Origin of the sequence: Paenibacillus jiangxiensis, assembly GCF_046098255.1 — a bacterium.
GTDB classification, from domain to species: domain Bacteria; phylum Bacillota; class Bacilli; order Paenibacillales; family Paenibacillaceae; genus Paenibacillus; species Paenibacillus jiagnxiensis.
The window spans coordinates 72205-93815 of the sequence record NZ_JBJURI010000019.1 but is presented as its reverse complement, the minus strand read 5'-3'; the positions used below and the strand labels follow the sequence as shown (position 1 = coordinate 93815).

Below are 21611 nucleotides of genomic sequence, written 5' to 3'. Positions count from 1 at the left end.
CGGGTATAAATAGGGCTGCTTTTCATATTATAAATAATTCCACGGATTAACAGGCCTGTTGTTCTCGCGGACCTCAAAATGACAGTGCGGTCCGGTCGAGTTGCCCGTAGAGCCGACTTCCGCAATTTTCTCTCCACGTTTCACCGTCTGGCCTGTTCTAACGTTAATCCCGCCATTGCGAATATGGCCATACAGCGTCCATAAACCGTTGCCGTGGTCGATGACGACGGTATTGCCGTAGCCGCTCCACCACTCTGCCACGATAACCACACCGCCCTCAGCAGCATGAATGTCCGTTCCCTGAGGAGCTGCAAGGTCTATCCCTGTATGCATTTTACCGACCTGGCCGGTAATGGGGTGGGTACGGGGACCGAATCCGGATGACAGGCGGTAGCCACTGACCGGCATGGCCAAAACTCCGCTCCCTCCCATATAGGAGCTCGCTGCCGCCGTGCTGCCTGCCGAACGTTTGGCAGCCGCAGCCGCGGCTGCGGCCCGGGCTCTGGCTGCGCGGGCGGCTTGTTCAGCCTGCAGCTTATTCTTTTGCTGAAGCAGCGCAGAGCGTTTGCCCGCGATCTGAACGAGCATTTGATCAGATTCTTCCGAAATCTCATCAGCCTCAATGATCTGCTCATTATAATTCGCAATCAGACGCTGCTTTTCCGCTTCCTTGGCGTCAAGCTGTTTCTTCACGTCCTGCTTGATCACATACAGGCTCTTGGCATACGCATACTGAGCGTCCAGCTCTTTCTTCTTGCTGACGACAAGCGCTTTGTCCTTCTTATGCTCGTCCAGCAGAAACTGGTCCTGATCCACGATCGTTTTGATCGAATCGACCCGGGTAATAAAATCATTAAAGCTCGTGGATGACAAAAGCACATCCAGATAGGATACGGTGCCATCCGTATACATCAGACGCACACGGCTTTCCAGCGTTTTCTCACGCGCCGCAATCCGGTCGGTGGCCTCCTGGATTTCCCGCTTCGTCTTCCGCAGATTATCTTCCGTATTTTCTATATCCACAGCCACACGGGTAAGCTGCTCGCTCACATCGTTAAGCTGCTCCAAGACAAGCTTCAAATGTTGCAGCGCTTTATTCTTGTAATGCTGGGCTTTCTGCTTCTGGGCGGCAGCATCATCCTTCTGCTGTTTGGCCGATTGGGACTGGTTGTTCAGCTGGTTCAACTGCTTATTAATATCCGAAATACTGCCGGCTTGCACGTTGCCAGACTGGAAGACCAGCGCAGCCGTTAGGACTGCGGCCATAACAGAGACTGTTTTCTTCAACTTATACTCCCCATCCTTTGTTCAAAATGATGCCGGGACAAGCCCGCTAAAAATCGACAATGAGTACCTGCGACAGTATCTACAGCCCGCCACCGGCGGACATTATACCTTCAAAAATTTACGGATGGACAGCGTGCTGCCCAAAATGCCCACCAGGACACCGAGAATCAGCAGCAAACCGCCAAGCTGGAACCACAGCCCGCTGAGCGGCAGCAAACGGAACATGGCCAGTGATAAATCCTGGCTCATGCTTGCTTCCAGGCGGCTGTAGCCTATAAAAAGGATGGCTATCGTAACAAGCGATCCGATGGCGCCCAGAAGCGCCCCTTCTATAAAAAACGGCCAGCGGATAAAGAAGTTGGTCGCCCCTACAAGCTTCATAATGCCGATCTCGCGCCGCCGCGCCAAAATCGTGACACGAATAGTATTGGAAATCAGAAACACGGACATGAGACCGAGTCCGGCTACAAACACAAATCCGACATTGCGGATCAAACGGGTGATCTTGAACAGCGTTTCCACCGTACCTTCACCGTATCTGACCTTGAGGATCGGCTTCTCCGGATGCTTCTCATTCAGCGTCTCGATCTTCTTTGCAACGTTAGGAACGGTCGTGGGTTCGAATACCTCGATGACGATTTTGTCCGGAAGCGGGTTATTGTCCTTGTCAAAACCCTGCAGCAATTCTTCGCCGCCTTCTCCCATATCGTCTTTGAGCTCTTTCAGCCCCTGATCCTTTGGAACGAATTCGGTTTTGCTCACCTCGGGCATGGAGCCGATCTCCGTCATCAGCGTCCCTCTCAGGGAATCCTCCACATTCAGCTCCAAAAACACGTTAATACGAACCTGGCTGTCCGCCTCGTCGACAAGTGAATTGACGTTCAGCACAAGCAGAATGAACACGCCCAAAATGATAAGCGACACAATTATGGACGTAATGGATGCCACAGACATCCAGCCATTGCGGAATACGTTCTTGAATCCTTCCCGCATATGCCGCAAGAAGGTGTTATAAGTCATACCCGTATTCCCCTCTCACCTGGTCTCGCACGATATTGCCATGTTCAATTGCGATAACGCGCCTGCGCATGGAGTTCACGATATCTTTGTTGTGGGTCGCCATAATGATGGTCGTACCGCGAAAATTGATTTCATCCAGCAGCTGCATAATCTCCCACGAGGTCTCCGGATCCAGGTTGCCGGTAGGCTCGTCCGCTATGATGACGGAAGGATTGTTCACGATGGCGCGCGCGATGGCAACGCGCTGCTGCTCACCACCGGAGAGCTGCGATGGATCACGGCCCATCTTGTTCTTCAGACCGACCAACTCCAGCACTTCCGGAACCCGCTTGCGGATCAGGCGCTTCGGCGCTTCTATGACCTCCATCGCAAAAGCAACATTCTCATAGGCGGTCAGCTTCGGCAGCAGCCGGAAATCCTGAAATATAACACCGATGTTCCGGCGCACGTAAGGTATCTTGCGGGGTTTGAGCTTGCCGATGTTGAATCCGTTAACAGAAATTTGGCCCTTGGTAGGAACTTCTTCTCTATAAATAAGCTTCATAAACGTCGACTTGCCCGCACCCGACGGACCGACGAGATACACAAATTCATTGCGGTCAATTTTGACCGATACTCCTTGAAGCGCGTGGGTTCCGTTGGGATAGGTCTTCCACACGTCCTGCATTTCAATCACTTCATCACTTCCCGCTGTATTTTTGCACTGTTGACTGTACTTATGAAGAGACGCAACCGGCTATAAACAAAAAAACACCTAACCCAGATTATTTCGACAGCTTTCCTTTAAAACCTTTGCGAAAAGCTGAAATTTATCAAACTAAGTCTTATTGTAACAAATTTGTTACCTGTTGAGTAGACGGAATTTTGCCGTTTTTTGCATAATTCGTGACATGTGATTTTTCCAGAATTCGCACATATACATAGAATAAAAAAATTTCCGGCCAGGCCCGGAGATGTGCATGATGGGAGACCGGTGTATGAGAAAAGCACATTACATCATCATTGTTGTTTTGTCTGTTATACTGGCAGGTTCCCTGGTCTATGGGGGACTTCATTTATACGCCGACCGGAATATCGTGCCAGAAGGGGTGACGGTAGGGGGGCACAACGTCGGAGGCATGAAGCTGGATGAAGCGGCAGGTCGTGTCCGTTCGGATCTGCAGGCGCTGGAGGCCATACCGCTCGTGCTTGCCGATCAGGAGGCGGGTGCCCCGGATGTACGGATGACGCTTGGTGAAGCGGGTGTGACCTACAATGCGGATTACTTCCTGAAAGCCCTGGAAGGATTAAAGCAAGGGAATCTGCTGCAGCGGGCCCGGGCCCGCGCCTCCTTCCCCGACTCCTGGCATATTGAAGCCGTACGCAGCCCCGAAGTACTGAAAGAGAAGCTTAACGCCGAATGGGAGAAGTCGCGTTACGGTGAGGCGGTAAATGCCGTCCGGCGGATTGAAGCCGATGATACGGTGAAATACATCCCGGAAGTATCGGTCTATCGGATTCAATGGGCTGATCTGAATGCTGAACTGGACGAGTTGCTTCCAACCGATTTTTCCATACTGGAACAATCGGGCGCAAGCGGCATAGAGCTCACCATCCCCTTGGCCATCAAAGAACCTGAGACAACGGTAGAAGGCCTGAAAAAAGAAGGCATTGAGCGGCGGATTACCCGATTCACGACCAGCCTGCGCGGCAGCTCGGCAGGGCGGGTATACAATGTGGCATCGGCGGCGAGGGCCGTTGACGGCATGATCCTCGAGCCTGGCGGCATTTTCGATTACGGAAAAGTCATCGCCGCGGCGGAAAGCAAATACGGGTTCCGGGAAGCCCCCGTCATCGTCAATGGGCAGTTGCAGCCCGGCATCGGCGGCGGTATTTGCCAAGTGTCAAGCACGGTTTATAATGCAGCTTTGCGGACAGGCCTTGAAATTGTAGAGCGCCGCAATCACTCTCTGCCTGTCAGCTATCTGCCCAAAGGACTGGATGCCACCTACGCCACCGGCTCCATTAACTTCCGCTTCAGAAACAACACGGGCAAGCACCTGCTGCTGCGGGCCGGCGTCCGGGATGGTGTGCTGACCGTCAAGTTTTTCGGCACCTTCCCTCCCAATGTCTCCTACCGGCTCGAATCGCGGACCATTGAGGTACTGAGCCCACAGGTAAGCTATGTAAACAGCGGTCTTCCGGGCAGCGGGCAGCAGCTGATCCAGGCGGGCAAGCCCGGTTATATTGTCGATACATACCGGATAAAGCTGATTGAGGGTAAACCCGTCGAGAAGGTCAGGATTTCACGCGACACGTATAAGGCGCAAAAGCGGATCATCGCCGTCGGCAGCGGAAACGGGAAACCCGCACCCAATACCGAGAGACAGCACCCCTCCGGCGACCAACTGATTGAGGATGGCGTTCGTGGAGGAGCCTCGAAATGAGCGACAAGAAAGCCGGGCTTTCAAGACCCGGCTTTCGTTATACCTTTTCAAAATATCCTTTCAAACTGGGACAGCATAACCTTGCTTTAATGGTTGGTTTTACTCATCAGTACTGCCATCGTCAGCGTTGTCGCTGTCATCCTCATCATCGGCTGTACTGTCCCCATCATCCGCAGAAGTATTGCCATCCTCATCTTCGTCGGCCACTGTAATTTCAACCGCCGTGCTTTCATTGCCGTCAGCATCTTCAGCAATGACCGTCAATACTGCCCCCTCCGTCACTGCCGATACGGTGATATCAAACTGTCCTTCGTCATCCGCTGTTCCGCTGCCAAGCAGCGTGTCATTTTCAGAATACACACGGACTGTCGCATCAGGATCAGCCGTACCAGTAATGCTGAGATCTCCGCTTTCCACAGTATCTACATCCGGCGCCGTCACTGTTGTATCCGCAGTATCTTCGCTGTCATCGGCAGACGTATCATCCGTATCGGCAGAAGTATCCGTGTCCTCCGCAGGCTGGCTATCCGTGTCTGCATTAGTGTCTTCGCCCATCTCTGTGCTGTCCGTGTCCTCTATATTTGCCGGCGGAATCACGGAATTCTCATTTTCGCTGTAAGTATCATCGATAACGCTTCCTGTATTTTCATCAGGAGCTATGATATTGTCCGTGTCGTCCATCGTATATCCGGAAGCCGCATCCAGCAGCACTACCGCCTCAGCGCGTGTTAATGGCTTCTCGGGTTTAAAGGTGCCGTCCGGATATCCGTTCATATATCCCGAATCGATAACCGCCGCTACACTGCCTTTGCTCCAGGAAGCGATCTTATCATAGTCGGAGAAGCCACTCAGGGAGCTTGCCGAACGTGGTGTCAGGCCATTAACCTTGGCAATAATCGCCGCAGCCTCCTGGCGCGTCACCTTTTCATTTGGACGGATCGTGCCGTCAGAATAACCGCTGAGGTAACCGGCCTGTGCGGCGGACATCATGGCATTATATGCCCAGCCGCCCGCAGAGAGATCGGAAAAGGCTGAACCTCCTCCGTATGTCGAAACCGTTACCGACGAAGCAGGCAGGATAAAAGTGCGGTTAACAAGTGAAATGAACTCAGCACGGGTGATGCTTGCGTCAGGTTTTACCGTCCCGTCATTGTAACCACTGAGGTAGCCTATCGCCACCCAGCGCTTGACCTGATCACCGGCCCAGTGTGCGCTCAGGTTTTCAGTTGCCGCAGATGCGCTGCTGAATGCGCTCAGTACCAGTCCGGCTCCGAGCGTTCCTGTCAATACTTTGCGAAAATGCTTTCCCATTCCTTTTACATCCTCCTTTTGGATTTGGTTTGCGAGAATGCCTCAATCCTTTTTAAACCAATTTAGCAGATTTCCAATCTCCGAAAACCCTTTATTCTGAAAATGATTCGATCATACCATTCCCGTGAACCAGCTAAAATCCATATAGATACCGGGACTTAAGATGCTATTTTCAGCCTCGCTGAACCCTGATGAAGCCATGCAAATTTCTTTTCCCATTGAATTTACTAGGGTTTTTAATTTCATATTTGCGCAATTTCATGATCTGTCAAAAATCGAATTCCCTCAGGACACCGATCATGAAATCCGCTAAAATAGTCCATGTAAACGCTTATCCATTTGACAAAATAACCTTAATTATGAGGAGGATCTACTTTAATGGCGCTGATTGAATGCCGGTTTTACTCGGAAACGCTTGGGCTGAGCACATCCATGACGGTCATTCTGCCGCAGCAGACCCGCTCCCAGATCGGACTGCAAAATGCGGAAGGACACGGACCCCATCCCACCCTTTATTTGCTGCACGGTCTATCTGACGATGATTCCATCTGGCTGCGCCGCACCTCCATTGAAAGGTATGTCGCCCCGCTGGGAATTGCGGTCGTGATGCCCCAGGTCCACCGCAGCTTTTATACGGATATGGCTGAAGGTAGCGCATACTGGACATTTATTAGCGAAGAGCTGCCTCAGCTCGCCCGGTCTTTCTTTCCGCTCTCCGGCAAGCGGGAGCACAACTTTGTGGCCGGTCTGTCCATGGGCGGGTACGGCGCATTCAAGCTTGCGCTGCGGAACCCGGACAAGTTCGCTGCAGCAGCCAGCCTGTCAGGCGCTCTGGATTTGCAAAAAACGCGGACCTCACCGCAGCTGAGTGTCATTGAAGCCGCGGAATGGGACCGGATCTTCGGCAAAACTCCCATCCAGGGCACGGATAACGACCTGTTTGAGCTGCTGACTCGCCTTGACCGGGCAGAGGGTGAGAAGCCGCTGCTCTACCAGTGCTGCGGAACGGAGGATTTTTTGTATCAGGAGAATTTGAACTTCCGGGAGGCTTGCAGGAAGACGAGCCTTAAGCTTACTTATGAGGAAGGCCCAGGGGAGCATGAATGGGGCTATTGGGATGCCAAAATACAGGACGTGCTGGCATGGCTGCCTTTGAGACACCAATAGAGTGGTGCACCTGCAAAAGGCTGATACATCTGCGACTGATTTTATCGAACAGTGCGAAATATGGGAAACCCTTTCTGGCAAAGGGCTTCCTTTTTTTGCCCAAAAATGAACATTCTTTATCAAAACGAAATAAAAATTAAAAATAAACTATTGATTGGTAATCAATAGAAGCTTATATTCATACATAAAGAAATATAAAAGCGGAATTATATTTCGTTTGGAAAACGAATAGGAAAGGAATCTGACATGAGAACTATGGATGAACAGGATCAACCTCTGCTCGACACGATCGACCGCAAAATCATTTCCATCCTGCATCAAAACGCCCGCATCTCCTATACGGACCTTGGCAAGGAAATCGGCCTTTCCCGTGTCGCCGTGCAGACCCGCATTCAGGCGCTGATGGATAACGGTGTTATTGAGCGTTTTACAGCCGTCATTAATCCTGAGAAAATCGGCATTTCGGTGTCGGCTTTTTTTAACGTCGAGGTGGAGCCGAAGCATCTGCAGCAGGTGGCGGAAATTCTTGCCGAGGAGCCCGCAGTCACAAGCCTGTACCACATGACAGGCCCAAGCAAGCTGCATATGCACGGCTTGTTTGCCAATCATCAGGAGATGGAGCTTTTTCTGAAGGAAAAGCTGTACTCCCTGCCGGGCATTACCGGAGTGGATTGCCAGGTGCTGATTCAGCGCTACAAGAGCCGTATGGGCATGCGCTTATAAAAGGACAAGGAAGGAATCTGTAAAACCATGAGATCATCAGGAAAAACCTACTGGAATTTGTCTGCCGCCATGATCCGCACCGGCATTCTCGGTTACGGGGGCGGTCCCTCTGTCATTCCGCTGATCCGTTACGAAGCGGTCACCCGCTACAAATGGCTGGAGGACGACGAATTCGGAGAGACATTGGCGATTGCCAACGCCCTGCCCGGACCAATTGCCACCAAAATGGCAGCCTACCTCGGTTACCGGCAAAAAGGCGTGCTCGGCGCTATCATTGCAGTTCTCGCGCATATTTTGCCAAGCTCCATTGCCATGATTGCACTGCTGTCGGCTGTTCAGTTTCTGAGCACCTCGAAGGTCGTGGCAGGCATGATTGCGGCAGTCACCCCGGTCGTAGCGGTGATGCTCGGGACGATGGCTTACGAATTCGGGGAAAAGGCCGTCAAGGGGCTGGGTAAATATGTGGGAGTTGCCTTTTTTACCGTTTCCCTGCTGCTTCTTCAGGTCATTGAAATTCATCCGGCCATTGTAATCGTCCTGTTTCTCGCCTATGGCGCCGTGCATTTCCGGCTGGTTGCGAAGCTGAAGGCCCGCCGCAAGGAGAAGGAGGATGCCCAATGATGGAATGGCTGCAGCTGCTGCTCGGATTTTTTATTGCCAATGTTCTGGGATATGGCGGAGGCCCAGCTTCCATTCCATTGATGTATGAGGAAATCGTGCCCCGCTATCATTGGCTTGATGATCAGGCATTCTCCAACATGCTGGCGCTTGGCAACGCCCTGCCCGGGCCGATAGCCACCAAAATCGCCGCCTTTGTGGGCTATGATGTGTCCGGCTGGTTCGGCGGATTGATCGCACTGGCCGCCACCATAGTCCCTTCGGCTGCCGCGCTCATCATCCTGCTGCGCATCATGGCCAAGTATCGGCAGTCTCCCGTAGTCAAGGGCATGACGCTGCTCGTGCAGCCGGTTATCGCGGTGATGATGGCCGTGCTCACCTGGCAGATGGGGGCTACCTCATTTGCTTCCATTGGTATTTGGCAGACACTCGGCATTGCCGCTGTAGCCTTCTGGGCCATGAATCTGCGCAAGATTCATCCTGCGCTGGTGATTGTAGCAGCATTCGTGTACGGCGGTTTGGTGCTGTCGCACATGGTGTAGATTGAACCCCATATTCTAGATTGAAGCCATAGTCTAGATTGAAGCCATGACCTGGACTGAAGCTGGTGTCTGGATTTGAAACTGAACCGAAGATGCCTTGGGACCTCACAGCCTTTATTTGTGAACTTTTGTGCTCTCAGACGAGGTTCGCGGACCGTAGAGGCCTTATTAGCCGAAAATAGTTTCTACGCAGCACTAGCGTTGCAACAAATCTGACAAAGATACATTTTCTAACCGCAAAACTATTCTAACGGATGCCACAGCCGCTATTGGCTCCAAGAACGTTGATTTCAAATTATAGCGGTTGCCATGGAGCTTATTTCGCTTGACTGGAGCATTTTCGCCTAGATTAAGGAAAATAACATGGATCACGACCGTTAAAATTTGAAAAGGTCTTTTTTTCGTAAAATAGAAGCTGCTACACCCGTTAGATTTCCGGCTGGCGCACGATCGGCTCGAAACCTGAGCTTTTGCGGGAAATCTGAAAAGGATCAGGGCTACAAGTTGTCTTGCGCAAGAGTTAATGCAACGCTAGTGTCTGAGCAGCAGATTTTTGTATAAATAGCTGCGCCTCTGTCCGCATGCCAAAAGGTCAGTCTGTCCACGTTCCAAAGCTAAACCTGCCTCAATAGAAAAAGGAAGAAGCCCAAGGTGCCAAACTGAACTTTGACCCTACAGGCTTCTTCCTTGTTTGCTTCAACTATTATCCTCTAACTGTTATGCTTCTACATTACCCCGGCGAAGCTCCAGCCATTGGACTGTAGCCTGCAGCGTCTTCTCGCTGCGCGCAATCGCATCCGCAACCTGCGTTGTAGCGGTTCCGCCGTATACATTGCGGGCGTTCACCACTGCTTCCGGCTGCAGCACGGCATAAATACGGTCGTCAAACAGCTCGGAGAACTGCTTGAACTCTTCCAAAGTCAGGTCGAGCAGGTATTTACCGTTCTGAATGCAGTACAGTACCGTCTTGCCTATGACCTCATGTGCCTGGCGGAAAGGAAGTCCCTTGCCGACCAGAAAATCCGCGATATCCGTCGCATTGGAGAAGTCCTGGTTGACCGCCTGCCGCATGCGTCCTTTGTTGATCTTCATGGTGGCGATCATCGGTGCAAACAGCTGCAACGCACCTTCCAGCGTCGCTACCGTATCGAACATGCCTTCCTTGTCTTCCTGCATGTCCTTGTTGTAGGCCAGTGGCAAAGACTTCAGCACGGTCAGCAGCCCTATCAGATTGCCGTAGACACGGCCGGTCTTGCCGCGCACCAGCTCGGGCACGTCCGGATTTTTCTTCTGCGGCATGATGCTGCTGCCTGTGCAGAACGCGTCGTCCAGCTCGATAAAGCTGAATTCCGTGCTGCTCCACAGCACCAGCTCTTCGCTGAGCCGGGACAGATGGGTCATGATCAGTGATGCCGCAGCCAGGAACTCCACGATAAAGTCGCGGTCGCTTACCGCATCCAGGCTGTTCTCGTATACACCGTCAAAGCCGAGCTGCTCGGCCACAAAATGGCGGTCGATCGGAAAGGTCGTTCCGGCCAGCGCGCCTGCGCCCAAAGGCAGGATGTTGATCCGCTTGTAGCTGTCCTTCAGACGGTCGATGTCCCGCTCGAACATGGATACATAAGCCATCAGATGATGGGCGAACAGAATCGGCTGTGCCCGCTGCAAATGCGTGTAACCAGGCACAATCGTATCCAGATTGTCCTTCGCCTGGGCAATCAGCGCCTCTTGAACGGCATGCAGCATACCGACAAGATCTACCAGACGGTTGCGCAAGTACAGATGCATGTCTGTCGCCACCTGATCGTTGCGGCTGCGGCCCGTATGCAGCTTGCCGCCGACCGGACCGATTTCTTCGATCAGGTTCTTCTCGATGTTCATGTGGATGTCCTCATCCGATACGGAGAATTCAATCTCTCCCTTGCGGATGCGCTCCAGTACCTTTTGCAGGCCTGCTTTAATGGTCTCGGCATCCTCCTGCGGCACGATCCCGCATTTGCCCAGCATCGTGACATGGGCCAGACTGCCCTGAATATCCTCCTCAGCCAGCGCTTTGTCAAAGTTGATGGAAGCTGTATACTCTTCCACGAGCTTGTTGGTCTGTTTCGTAAAACGTCCGCCCCACAGCTTGCTCATTTCTGCTGTCCCCTCTCTCGCGGTACGGGCCGCCCCTGTCACCGGACAAGGACGGCCCGCACTTTTTGAATATTGTGTGCAATAAGTTCTGCCTTATTTATTCTGATTTACACCCGAATATACTTTCAAGCGGAGTGCGTTCAGGCGGATAAAGCCCGTTGCGTCCCCTTGATCATAAGCCTGGGTAGGATCGGCTTCCATAGTGGCGATGTCCGGATTGTAGAGGCTGACCGGACTCTTCACGCCAGCGCCGATCACATTGCCTTTATACAGCTTCACGCGTACCGTACCTGTTACATTCTTCTGGCTTTCCGTAACCAAGGCCTGCAACGCCAGGCGCTCCGGAGCAAACCAGAAGCCGTTATACACCAGCGTGCTGTATCTTGTGATCAGGCTGTCACGCAAATTCATAACTTCGCGGTCGACTGTGATGGACTCCATTTTGCGGTGCGCCGTGAACAGGATCGTGCCACCCGGCGTCTCGTATACACCGCGGCTCTTCATGCCGACGAAACGGTTCTCCACCATGTCGACACGGCCGATACCGTGCTTGCCGCCCAGCTCGTTCAGCTTTTCCATGACCTGCAGCGGGTTCAGCTGCTCTCCGTTCAGCGCCACGCAGTTGCCTTGCTCAAATTCCAGCTCCAGATATTCAGGTGTATCCGGAGCATCCTCAGGATCATTGCTCAGCAGGAACATATCCTTGTTCTCCGGCGTGCTCGGATCAAACCACGGGTCCTCCAGCATGCCGCTTTCGTAGCTGATATGCAGCAGGTTGCGGTCAGTGGAATACGGCTTCGCTGCAGAAGCAGTCACGGGAATGCCGTGCTTTTCCGCATAAGCGATCATTTCCGCCCGGCCCGGGAACTGGTTGCGGAACTCCTCCAGCCGCCAAGGCGCAATGACCTTGATGTCCGGCGTCAGCGCTGCCGCGTTCAGCTCGAAACGCACCTGGTCGTTGCCTTTGCCAGTAGCACCATGCGCAATGGCTGTCGCGCCTTCCGCCTGGGCAATTTCCACCATCCGCTTAGCGATCAGCGGACGCGCGATGCTTGTACCGAGAAGATATTGGCCTTCATATAATGCACCTGCCTGGAACATCGGATAAATGAAGTCTTTCGCAAACTCGTCGCGCAGGTCATCGATGTATACCTTGGATGCGCCGGTAGCCAGCGCTTTTTCCTCCAGCCCGTCAAGTTCCTCCTTCTGGCCGATATCCGCCGTGAATGCAATAATCTCCGCGTCATAGGTTTCCTTCAGCCATTTCAGGATGACCGACGTATCCAAACCTCCGGAATACGCCAGTACGATTTTTTCTTTTGCCATTGCGCCGCTTCCTCCCTGTGAATCCATATTCATCTCATTTATATTTCATTAAGTATATTGTTCATATGCTTTACTGTTAAGCCATTAAAGCAACGAGCAGCGCCTTTTGCGCGTGCAGCCGGTTTTCCGCCTCATCGAAAACAACGGAATTCGGGCCATCGATGACCCCTGCCGTCACTTCTTCCCCACGGTGCGCCGGCAGGCAGTGCATGAACAGATAGTCCGGCTTTGCCAGCTTGACCAGCTCTTCATTTACCTGATACTCTGCAAACGCCGCCTCACGCTGCTTCTGCTCCTCCTCGAAGCCCATGCTTGCCCATACGTCCGTATAGATGACATCGGCGTCCTTGACCGCCTCCTGCGGGCTGGCTGTAACCACGATCTCGCTGCCTGTCTCTTTGGCAATCTGCTTGCATTCCGCCACGATGTTTTTGTCCGGCTCATAACCGGCAGGACTGGCGACGGACACATGCATGCCCAATTTGGCTCCGCCGATCATCAGAGAGTGCGCCATGTTGTTGCCGTCCCCGATATAGGCCACCTTCAAGCCTTTGAGCTTGCCTTTCTTTTCATAGACTGTCTGGTAATCCGCCAGCACCTGGCACGGATGCGCCAGATCGCTCAGACCGTTGATGACAGGCACCGTAGCGTAACGCGCCAGATCGGTGACATTGTTATGACCGAACGTACGGATCATGATGCCGTCCAGATAGCGGGACATCACCTGCGCCATATCGCTGATCGGCTCGCCCCGGCCGAGCTGGATGTCATTTTTGCTCAGGAAGAGCGCATGACCTCCCAGCTGATACATCCCCACTTCGAAGGACACGCGGGTGCGTGTCGAGGATTTTTCAAAAATCATTCCCAGCGTCTTGCCCTGCAACGGTTGATACACTTCTCCGTTCTTCTGCTTGCGCTTGAGCTCCACCGCCAGATCGATCAGGTATTGAATTTCCTCGGTTGTAAAATCGTTCAGCTCTATAAAATCCCGCCCTTTCAGGTCGAGCTTCAGCTTATCTTCGGTTTGGCTCATGAGAGGGTCTCCTTTCAATATGGGTAAAATGAGGTGCAGCGCCTGTCCGCAGCTTCACGCCTGCTCCGGTTTATTTTTTCACAGCCGTATGCTCTTCAATGACTTCCGCGAGTATATCTACTGCCTGGTCGATCTCTTCTTTCGTTACATAGAGGTTAGGCAGAAAGCGGACGACATTCGGCCCCGCTGTCACAAACAGCAATCCCTTCCGCTGTCCGGCCAGCACCAGTTCGCCTACCGGCTCCGTGCATTCAATGCCGATAAGCAGCCCCTTGCCCCGCACTTCTTTGACAAATGGACTATCGCCCAGACGGCTGTTCAAACGCTCCATAAGGTATTCGCCCATTTCCGCCGCCCGGTCTGCCAGCTTCTCGCCAACGATGATTTCCACCGTCGCATTGACTGCTGCCATGGCAAGTGGTGTGCCGCCGAACGTCGATCCGTGGCTGCCCGCCGTGAAGGCTTCCCGCAGATGGCCTTTGCCCAGCATCGCTCCGACGGAGAAACCGCTGCCTACCCCTTTGGCAATGGTGAAAATGTCAGGCTCAATACCATAATGCTCATAGGCAAACAATTTGCCGGTACGTCCCATGCCGGTCTGAATTTCGTCAACGATCAGCAGCAGCCCGTTCTCGCGGCACAGCTCCACGATGTAATCCACAAAATCCGATTCCACCGGATACACGCCGCCTTCGGCCTGGATCATTTCCAGCATCACGGCTGCTGTTACATCGCTGACCGCGGCTTTTAGAGCTTCTTTGTCATGCAGCGGTACGCTTTTGAAGCCAGCCGGCAAAGGCAGGAAGCCTTCCTTCACCTTATCCTGTCCGGTAGCCGTCAATGTCGCGAGTGTCCGTCCGTGAAAAGACTGCGTAAACGTGATAACCTCATATCTTCCGTTCTGCTTCACCTTCTGATGGTAGCGGCGCGCCAGCTTGATGGCCGCTTCATTCGCTTCCGCCCCGCTGTTGCAGAAAAACACTGCATCCGCGCAGCTATTTGCCGTCAGCAATTGTGCGGCTTGCTCCTGGCCCGGAATGTGAAACAGATTCGATACATGCCACAGTGTATCAATTTGCTGCTTCAGACGCTCGGCCACCGCTTGTGGCGCATGGCCCAGATTGGTCACCGCCAGGCCGCACATGAAATCAAGGTAGCGTTTTCCTTGGTCGTCCCACAGCCAGCTGCCTTCTCCTTTGACAAGGCTCAGCGGATACCTTGCATACGTGGGAAACAAAGCGCTCTCCTGTCCTTTGCCTGCCGCCATTTCCTTCACTGCGGCTCCGCCTGCGGTCACATTGTGCCCGTTACTCATATTCTTCACGCTCCTGTTCATGCCGGCGCTGGGCCGGATCCATTTTTCATTCAAAAATCGGACTACATTCTGGCTATTCTAGTTCCTATATTTTCTCCGTTCAGCACACGGCTGAGCACCTGCGGCTCCGTTCCGTCCACAATGACCACCTCGCGGACTTCGCCTTGAATGCACGCAATGGCTGCCCGCACCTTCGGAATCATGCCGCCGTAAATTTCCCCCGTACTGATCATATCCTCAATCTCCTGCACCGTAACCGATGGCAGCACCTTCTTGACGCCATTCACATTACGCATAATGCCGGGCACATCTGTCACCACGATCATCCTGCTTACCCCGATATGGGATGCCACCGCCCCCGCCGCTGTATCGGCGTTGATGTTATAGCGCTGGCCCCCAGCATCAATCCCGACCGGCGCGATGACCGGCATGTAACCCATCTCCACTACGCCGCCGATCAGCTCCGCGTTGACCGCTGTCACATTCCCGACCCAGCCAACCTCTGCGCTATTGGCGACTGGTCGTGCCTGAATCAGAAGGCCGTCCGCGCCGGAGAGCCCGACAGCCTTGCCTCCGCACATCATGATGCGGCGTACAATCTGCTTGTTGATGCTGCCCGCAAGCACCATTTCCACGACGTCCAGCACCTCTTCCGTCGTACGGCGCAGTCCGTTCACGAACTCTGTTTCAATGCCGAGCTTCGTCAGTGTATCGGAAATGGCCGGACCGCCGCCATGTACAATGACCGGCTGCCTGCCGTCCCGCTGCAGGTGCACCAGATCGTCGAAGAAGGAATCCGGCAGTGCCGCCAGCGTGCTGCCTCCGCATTTCATAACAAAGCTGGAGCGCAGCTGTTCCGGCGCTGCCTGAGCTATTTTGTCCGTTGAGGTATTCATGGCAAGCCTCCTCTACCCACTCGTATATATAAATGCCCCTTACGTCACCGCTTACGTCCGATAAGCCGCGTTGATTCGCACATAGTCATAGGTCAAATCGCATCCCCACGCGGTAGCGACACCATCGCCGTTGTGCAGATCTACAACGATTCGCACTGTGTCCCCACGCAAATAACCCAAGGCTTCTTCTTCATCAAACGCCACCGGGCGCGAGCCTCTCAGCACAACAATATCGCCGAGCCGAATATCGACAGTCTCCGGGTTGACCGGCTCTCCTGCACGACCCACGGCGGCGATAATCCGTCCCCAGTTGGCATCCGCCCCAAACACGGCTGACTTGACGAGACTGGAGCCGATGACGGTCTTCGCGATGGCTCTGGCCGACAGGTCACTGACTGCGCCGCTCACGGATACCTCGACCAGCTTCGTTGCTCCTTCGCCATCCCGGGCAATACTCTGCGCCAGCACACGGCAGACATAGGTGAATGCTTCAGCAAATGCTTCCCATTCCGGATGCTCCGCGTTCAGCTCCTTGTTGCCTGCCAGCCCGCTTGCCATGGCGACCAGCATATCGTTCGTGCTCGTATCACCGTCTACGGTAATCATATTGAACGTCACGTCCGTCGCCTGCTTCAGCAGCTGCTGCAAGGACGCCTGCTCCACGGCCGCATCACAGGTCATAAAGGCAAGCATGGTCGCCATATTGGGATGGATCATGCCCGAGCCTTTGGCGGCACCGGCGATATGAACGGTAACCCCGTCGATAACGAGCGAAACGCACGCTTCCTTTTTTACCAGGTCTGTTGTCAAAATAGCCTGTGAGAAGGCTTCCGCCCCATCACGGCCGCCGTTGATTTGCTCCGGCAGCGCTTGGATACCCGCGTGCACCGCGTCCATCTTCAGCAACTCGCCAATGACGCCGGTGGACGCCACGGCCACGTCGCTTTCCGCCACGCCTAGCTCCCGCGCCGCCGCGGCACGCATCGCATAGGCGTCTTCCTCGCCTTGCTGCCCTGTGCAGGCATTGGCATTGCCGCTGTTGACGACGACCGCCTGCAGCCTTCCGTCGGCCAAACTTTCACGTGTCACCTTCAACGGTGCCGCCTGAATCAGGTTGGTGGTGTACACAGCCGCTGCCGTTGCTGGCACCTCGCAGCGGATCGCCCCCAGATCGTTGCGGTCTGTCTTTTTCAACCCGCAGTGCAGCCCGCCTGCGCTGAAGCCGCGCGGCGTAACAATTGAGCCCTCGCTCACGATATCAAACGTTTGTTTCCCCATATCTGTGTCCCCCCGTATCCGTGTTACGGATAGACCGGCGTCAAGCCGAGCCCGAGGTTTTCCTCCCATCCCATCATGAGATTCATATTTTGAATAGCCTGGCCTGCCGCGCCTTTGACGACATTGTCGATGACCGAAATGATCGTCACCCTGTTCGTCCTCTCGTCCGCAGCAAAACCGATATCGCAATAGTTGGAGCCGGTTACTTCCTTCGTCGCTGGCCATATACCGGCATTTCGGACACGCACAAACGGCCGTCCTTTGTAGTACTCCCTATATAGATCAACCAGGTCCTGATCGGTGTAACTTCCGTTCATCGTCGCATACATGGTGCTCATAATGCCGCGCGTCATCGGCACCAGCTGGGTGGTGAAGGTGACCGTCACCGGCTCTCCCGTCACATCGCCAAGCACCTGCTCAATTTCCGGTATATGCTGATGTTTGTTCACTTTATACGCTTTGAAATTTTCATTGATTTCCGCGAAATGCGTCATCAGGCTGGTACCGCGGCCTGCGCCGGAGACGCCGGATTTCGCATCGATAATGATGCTGCGGTGGTCAATCCAGCCTGCCTTGAGCGCCGGAATCAGCCCCAGAAGAGTAGCCGTCGGATAACATCCCGGGTTGGAAATGAAAGGCACGTCTGCGGCACGGTCGCCGTACACCTCAGCCAGCCCGTATACAGCCTGTTCCAGATAAGAGGCGGGAGCAGCCGGCTTCTTGTACCATTGTTCGTACGAAGCGCCGTCCTTCAGCCTGAAATCCCCTGACAGGTCCACGACCTTCAGACCCGCGTCGAGCAGCTGCGGAACCAGCTGTGTGCTTACGCCCGACGGCGTTGCGGTAAATACAAGATCAGCCCTGGCGGCAATCTCCTCCACCACGACTCCGTCCAGATCATGAACTATAATATCCGTCAAATGCGGGAAGCCTTCGCTAATGGGCGTTCCGCTGCTGGAGGATGAAATCACCGAAACAATTTCCGCTTGCGGATGATGCTGTAAAAAACGAATCAGTTCCACCCCGCCGTAGCCGGTGGAACCGACGATTGCCACTTTCAATTTGCTGTTCAAGACTGCTCCCCCATTCCGCTCTGCTTTGAGATGTGTATTATTATACATCCGTATTCATATAAATACAACCATTCCATGTTAAGTTTATACGCTGCCGATGCTATAATAAAACTGCGTTTGGCAAAAGGTATTTTTGCGATTATAGGATTGTTCAGCTCTGCGGAAAATTTGTAATTAACTATTACTACTCTAAAGAGAATGACTTGAAAAAAATAAGAAAACGAGGGTCCGTATGAATAACTCTACGCGCATGCAGGAGCTCATCACGCTGAAAACCATCGCCGAAACCTTGAATCATTCCAGCACCCTGCAGCCGATGCTGCAAAACGTGCTCGGGCAGCTATTGGATTTAACCGGGCTGACGACAGGGTGGATTTTCCTGATGGACGCCTCGCATGAATATGAATTTGTTGCCGACCGGAATCTGCCGCCTGCCCTGACCTACAGAGACAAGCAGCCCATGAAATGCGGCACCTGCTGGTGCGTGGACAAATACTGGGGCGGACGGCTGCATAATGCCGTTAACATCCTGAACTGCAAGCGGCTTGAAGACGCCGAGGAGCAGCGGACAGCCGACACCGGGGGAATCACCCATCACGCCACCGTTCCGCTGCGTTCCGCAGAACGCAGCTACGGGCTGATGAACGTAGCCGCCCCCGGCAAAAACCATTTTACGGACAGCGAGCTGGCTCTCCTGCAGTCCGTGGCGCTGCAGATCGGCGGCGCACTGGAGCGCATCCGGCTGTTTGAGGCGGAGCAGCGCCGGGCGCTGCTGTTCAGCAAGGCGGGCGAATTCGGAGGCGAGCTGGCAAAAATGGCGGCAGGCGCAGGTACAAGGCTGTGCCTGGTGGCTGACCGCGTAACCCGGCTGATCGGCGAGACATTCCCCGACTGGCCGGTTGCCGCGCTGTTCGAGCCGGAAGAGGGCGGCTATGCCCTGCACAGCTTATATGCGGGCAGCGGCCTGTCCCGCGAAAGCATCCCGGCCGACGAGCGGCTGTTTCCCCTGCTGATGAAGGGCGCAGCATCCAGTCGGCCCGTGCGCGCCTCGGCCGCCGAGCTGGCCGGGCTGCGCCGGGTGGCAGGCGACAATGGAACGCAGCTGAAGGCCGCCTTTGCAGCAGCCGTTCCGTCCTGGTGCCAACAGCAGGCTGTGCTGATTGTCGGATGCAGCAGCAAAGAAGATGAAGCCGCGCAGGTCGACGCCGTTGTGATCGAGGCCGTTGCGGAGCATATTACCGTCACGCTGGAGCGGGTGAAGCTGGAGGAGCAGCAGCGGCTGCTGACCCGCCTGGAGGAGCGCAACCGTCTGGCAAGGGATTTGCATGACTCCGTCAGCCAGCTGTTATTCTCCCTGTCGCTGACAGCCAAGGGTGTGGAGGGCATGCTTACCGGGGAGAACGATGGACCGGCGGCCGCTGCTGTCCGCGACATGCGCCAGCTGTCGCAGACCGCCCTGCAGGAGATGCGCAGCCTCATCAAGCAGCTGCGGCCCGCAGGCCTTGAAGCCGGCTTGCTGGCTGCGCTGCAGGAATATGGAGCCATGCTGAGACTGGAGGTTCATGCGGAGATGGAGGGCGTCAGCCAGCTTCCCTCACAAGTCGAGGAAACGCTCTGGCGCATCGGACAGGAAGCTTTGAACAATGTCGTCAAGCATGCGGGGACCGGTGCGGCCGACATAAAGCTCCGTCTGCTGACGGACCGTGCGGTACTGCGTATTGAAGATCGGGGACGCGGCGGAGCATTGGAGCGGCCGCTCACCGGGGGCGCACATTACGGTCTGGCCAACATGAGGCACCGGGCAGAGCTGCTGGGGGGGAGCTGTACGATTGCGAGCAGCCCCGGAAACGGAACTGTTGTGGAAGCTGTCATTCCCCTGAATGGGTTTTCGCGATAAAAATTAAGATAACGGAAGGAGCCCAGATTATGATCAAACTGCTGCTGGCCGACGACCATGCCATGGTGCGCAAAGGGCTGCAGGTCTTCTTGTCTACCCAGCCGGATATTGAAGTGGTCGGGGAGGCTTCCAACGGAACGGAGACGCTGGAGCAGGCTGCCCTTCTGCACCCCGATGTGATCCTGATGGACCTGAACATGCCGGTGATGGACGGCATCGCGGCGACCCGTGAGCTGAGGGCGGCGCATCCGGAGATCAAAGTGATCGTCATGACCTCTTTCAATGACAGAGCCCATGTGCTGCCTGCCGTCCAGGCCGGCGTTAAAGGATACTTGCTGAAAGATATCGAGCCCTCCGACCTGGCGGATGCCATCCGCAGGGTACATCAAGGGAAGGTTGAGTTGCACCCCGACGCGGCGGGAGAGCTGATGAGGCTGATGTCTTCCCCGGATGCCCAGGGACTGATAGGAGTTTCAGGTGTACCGGAAACAACTCCTTCATATCATGCGGGGGAAGAGGGGAACGTTGAAGTACTGCGCGAAGGCCGTAGTCACATAACAGGCGAACCCACTTATTCCCACCTGGAGCGGCTGACTCCACGAGAGCGTGAGGTGCTCGACCTGATCGCCTGCGGATTAAACAACCGCGAGATTGCGGAGAAGCTGATCATTACGGAAAAAACAGTCAAAACCCATGTCAGCCACCTGCTCGACAAGCTGGAGCTTGCCGACAGGACGCAGGCGGCCATTTTTGCATTAAAAAACGGAACCGGCAGTTAGAACGCACGCCCATTTCGTCTCATACCAAAGTTGCAGACGCTCAGCCTAACGGCTGAGTGTTTTTGCCATGCAAAGATACATCCCGCTGCCGACGCTCCCGACGCGCCAATAAGGTAAGATGCCAATAGAAACAACACACGAAATTGGTATTCAGACCAAATCCAAGGAGGAATTCCCTATGAATATTGTCATTCTTACAGGAAGCAACCGTAAAAACGCAGCCAGCAGCGGGCTGGCGGAATACGCTGCAGCCATTATGCGCGAGTCGGGACATACAGTGCATCTTATCCATCTGTATAATACGCCACTCCCGCTTTATTCTCCCGAAGCGGAGAACTTGCAGCATCCCGGTGTAGAACAGCTGCTGCAGGCATTTGGGCAGGCTGACGCCATCATGCTGACCACGCCGGAGTATCACGGCAGCATCAGCGGTGTGCTCAAAAATGCGCTCGACTACCTCGGACAGGCGCAGTTCAAAGGCAAGGCCGTCCTAACCGCCAGTACGGCCGGAGGCGCGGTCGGCATCAGCTCGCTGCTGCAGCTGCAGGCCATCGTCCGCAATCTGCACGGCGTAAACTCCCCAGAATGGATATCTATCGGCGGCAGCCTGCGCAGCCGGTTTGAAGGTGTGACCGGCTTCCGGACCGGCATGCATGATCCAGCCTCGGAATCGGATGAACGCATTTTTAGCACCGTCGGGTCTTTCCTGCGGCTGGCCGAGGGTCTGCGCAGCGGACAAGGCACTGCCGCAGACACATCCTTGTCCGGCTGAACCAGATAAAAC

Annotated in this window: 19 protein-coding genes; 8 read left to right on the top strand and 11 right to left on the bottom strand. The window is 54.5% G+C overall.

Features of this window, described 5'->3' with window-relative positions; translation table 11 throughout:
• Positions 1–27 precede the first annotated feature (27 nt).
• The 3 genes from ACI1P2_RS18445 to ftsE all read right to left on the bottom strand — a co-directional run bounded on the left by ACI1P2_RS18445 (position 28) and on the right by ftsE (position 2983).
• Positions 28–1287 (bottom strand): murein hydrolase activator EnvC family protein, encoded by a 1260-nt coding sequence (locus ACI1P2_RS18445; RefSeq protein WP_355321321.1) that lies wholly within the window; start codon positions 1285–1287, stop codon positions 28–30.
• 102 nt (positions 1288–1389) lie between these two features.
• Positions 1390–2307, bottom strand: coding sequence for a permease-like cell division protein FtsX (gene ftsX / locus ACI1P2_RS18440; protein ID WP_355321320.1), 918 nt, complete (start codon positions 2305–2307; stop codon positions 1390–1392).
• Positions 2297–2983 carry a cell division ATP-binding protein FtsE gene (gene ftsE, locus ACI1P2_RS18435; RefSeq protein ID WP_355321319.1) on the bottom strand — a complete coding sequence of 229 codons (687 nt, stop codon included), beginning with the start codon at positions 2981–2983 and terminating at the stop codon, positions 2297–2299. Before ftsE ends, ftsX begins: the two co-directional genes overlap by 11 nt.
• A gap of 301 nt (positions 2984–3284) precedes the next feature.
• Here ftsE and ACI1P2_RS18430 point away from each other — a divergent pair, with 301 nt between their 5' ends.
• Positions 3285–4733: a VanW family protein gene (locus ACI1P2_RS18430; protein ID WP_355321318.1), complete on the top strand. Its 1449-nt coding sequence runs from the start codon at positions 3285–3287 to the stop codon at positions 4731–4733.
• 99 nt (positions 4734–4832) lie between these two features.
• On the opposite strand, the gene ACI1P2_RS18425 is transcribed toward ACI1P2_RS18430, so the two are convergent.
• A complete protein-coding gene (locus ACI1P2_RS18425) occupies positions 4833–6044 on the bottom strand; it encodes an S-layer homology domain-containing protein (protein WP_355321317.1) in 1212 nt (403 codons plus the stop codon).
• Positions 6045–6422: 378 nt separating this feature from the next.
• Here ACI1P2_RS18425 and ACI1P2_RS18420 point away from each other — a divergent pair, with 378 nt between their 5' ends.
• The 4 genes from ACI1P2_RS18420 (at position 6423) to ACI1P2_RS18405 (ending at position 9094) form a co-directional block, all read left to right on the top strand.
• Entirely contained in the window at positions 6423–7211 is a 789-nt protein-coding gene (locus tag ACI1P2_RS18420) for an alpha/beta hydrolase (RefSeq protein ID WP_355321316.1), read from the top strand.
• 246 nt (positions 7212–7457) lie between these two features.
• Entirely contained in the window at positions 7458–7934 is a 477-nt protein-coding gene (locus tag ACI1P2_RS18415) for an Lrp/AsnC family transcriptional regulator (protein ID WP_355321315.1), read from the top strand.
• A 27-nt stretch (positions 7935–7961) separates the two neighbouring features.
• Positions 7962–8555 (top strand): chromate transporter, encoded by a 594-nt coding sequence (locus tag ACI1P2_RS18410; protein ID WP_355321314.1) that lies wholly within the window; start codon positions 7962–7964, stop codon positions 8553–8555.
• Complete coding sequence (locus ACI1P2_RS18405) at positions 8552–9094, top strand: chromate transporter (RefSeq protein WP_355321313.1); 543 nt, start codon at positions 8552–8554, stop codon at positions 9092–9094. The genes ACI1P2_RS18410 and ACI1P2_RS18405 overlap by 4 nt, the downstream gene beginning before the upstream one ends.
• Positions 9095–9811: 717 nt before the next feature.
• On the opposite strand, the gene argH is transcribed toward ACI1P2_RS18405, so the two are convergent.
• From argH to argC, 7 genes are all read right to left on the bottom strand, one after another.
• Positions 9812–11230: an argininosuccinate lyase gene (gene argH / locus ACI1P2_RS18400; RefSeq protein WP_355321312.1), complete on the bottom strand. Its 1419-nt coding sequence runs from the start codon at positions 11228–11230 to the stop codon at positions 9812–9814.
• A 93-nt stretch (positions 11231–11323) separates the two neighbouring features.
• Complete coding sequence (locus ACI1P2_RS18395) at positions 11324–12556, bottom strand: argininosuccinate synthase (RefSeq protein WP_355321311.1); 1233 nt, start codon at positions 12554–12556, stop codon at positions 11324–11326.
• A 76-nt stretch (positions 12557–12632) separates the two neighbouring features.
• A complete protein-coding gene (gene argF, locus ACI1P2_RS18390; protein WP_355321310.1) occupies positions 12633–13589 on the bottom strand; it encodes an ornithine carbamoyltransferase in 957 nt (318 codons plus the stop codon).
• 70 nt (positions 13590–13659) lie between these two features.
• Positions 13660–14856, bottom strand: coding sequence for an acetylornithine transaminase (locus ACI1P2_RS18385; RefSeq protein ID WP_355321380.1), 1197 nt, complete (start codon positions 14854–14856; stop codon positions 13660–13662).
• Between the two features lie 110 nt (positions 14857–14966).
• A complete protein-coding gene (gene argB / locus ACI1P2_RS18380; RefSeq protein ID WP_355321309.1) occupies positions 14967–15800 on the bottom strand; it encodes an acetylglutamate kinase in 834 nt (277 codons plus the stop codon).
• 51 nt (positions 15801–15851) lie between these two features.
• Complete coding sequence (gene argJ, locus ACI1P2_RS18375) at positions 15852–17078, bottom strand: bifunctional glutamate N-acetyltransferase/amino-acid acetyltransferase ArgJ (RefSeq protein WP_355321308.1); 1227 nt, start codon at positions 17076–17078, stop codon at positions 15852–15854.
• 23 nt (positions 17079–17101) lie between these two features.
• Positions 17102–18151 (bottom strand): N-acetyl-gamma-glutamyl-phosphate reductase, encoded by a 1050-nt coding sequence (argC, locus tag ACI1P2_RS18370; protein WP_355321307.1) that lies wholly within the window; start codon positions 18149–18151, stop codon positions 17102–17104.
• A gap of 232 nt (positions 18152–18383) precedes the next feature.
• Here argC and ACI1P2_RS18365 point away from each other — a divergent pair, with 232 nt between their 5' ends.
• From ACI1P2_RS18365 to ACI1P2_RS18355, 3 genes are all read left to right on the top strand, one after another.
• Positions 18384–20048, top strand: coding sequence for a GAF domain-containing sensor histidine kinase (locus ACI1P2_RS18365; RefSeq protein ID WP_355321306.1), 1665 nt, complete (start codon positions 18384–18386; stop codon positions 20046–20048).
• A 29-nt stretch (positions 20049–20077) separates the two neighbouring features.
• Positions 20078–20827: a response regulator transcription factor gene (locus ACI1P2_RS18360; RefSeq protein ID WP_355321305.1), complete on the top strand. Its 750-nt coding sequence runs from the start codon at positions 20078–20080 to the stop codon at positions 20825–20827.
• Positions 20828–21005: 178 nt separating this feature from the next.
• Entirely contained in the window at positions 21006–21599 is a 594-nt protein-coding gene (locus ACI1P2_RS18355) for an NADPH-dependent FMN reductase (protein ID WP_355321304.1), read from the top strand.
• Positions 21600–21611 lie beyond the last annotated feature (12 nt).

Coding starts and splice junctions, on each gene's coding strand:
- ftsX (WP_355321320.1), bottom strand. CDS start 2,307: ATGACTTATAACACCTTCTTGCGGCATATGCGGGAAGGATTCAAGAAC.
- ACI1P2_RS18430 (WP_355321318.1), top strand. CDS start 3,285: ATGAGAAAAGCACATTACATCATCATTGTTGTTTTGTCTGTTATACTG.
- ACI1P2_RS18425 (WP_355321317.1), bottom strand. CDS start 6,044: ATGGGAAAGCATTTTCGCAAAGTATTGACAGGAACGCTCGGAGCCGGA.
- ACI1P2_RS18420 (WP_355321316.1), top strand. CDS start 6,423: ATGGCGCTGATTGAATGCCGGTTTTACTCGGAAACGCTTGGGCTGAGC.
- ACI1P2_RS18415 (WP_355321315.1), top strand. CDS start 7,458: ATGAGAACTATGGATGAACAGGATCAACCTCTGCTCGACACGATCGAC.
- ACI1P2_RS18410 (WP_355321314.1), top strand. CDS start 7,962: ATGAGATCATCAGGAAAAACCTACTGGAATTTGTCTGCCGCCATGATC.
- ACI1P2_RS18405 (WP_355321313.1), top strand. CDS start 8,552: ATGATGGAATGGCTGCAGCTGCTGCTCGGATTTTTTATTGCCAATGTT.
- argH (WP_355321312.1), bottom strand. CDS start 11,230: ATGAGCAAGCTGTGGGGCGGACGTTTTACGAAACAGACCAACAAGCTC.
- ACI1P2_RS18395 (WP_355321311.1), bottom strand. CDS start 12,556: ATGGCAAAAGAAAAAATCGTACTGGCGTATTCCGGAGGTTTGGATACG.
- argF (WP_355321310.1), bottom strand. CDS start 13,589: ATGAGCCAAACCGAAGATAAGCTGAAGCTCGACCTGAAAGGGCGGGAT.
- ACI1P2_RS18385 (WP_355321380.1), bottom strand. CDS start 14,856: ATGGCGGCAGGCAAAGGACAGGAGAGCGCTTTGTTTCCCACGTATGCA.
- argB (WP_355321309.1), bottom strand. CDS start 15,800: ATGAATACCTCAACGGACAAAATAGCTCAGGCAGCGCCGGAACAGCTG.
- argJ (WP_355321308.1), bottom strand. CDS start 17,078: ATGGGGAAACAAACGTTTGATATCGTGAGCGAGGGCTCAATTGTTACG.
- ACI1P2_RS18365 (WP_355321306.1), top strand. CDS start 18,384: ATGAATAACTCTACGCGCATGCAGGAGCTCATCACGCTGAAAACCATC.
- ACI1P2_RS18360 (WP_355321305.1), top strand. CDS start 20,078: ATGATCAAACTGCTGCTGGCCGACGACCATGCCATGGTGCGCAAAGGG.
- ACI1P2_RS18355 (WP_355321304.1), top strand. CDS start 21,006: ATGAATATTGTCATTCTTACAGGAAGCAACCGTAAAAACGCAGCCAGC.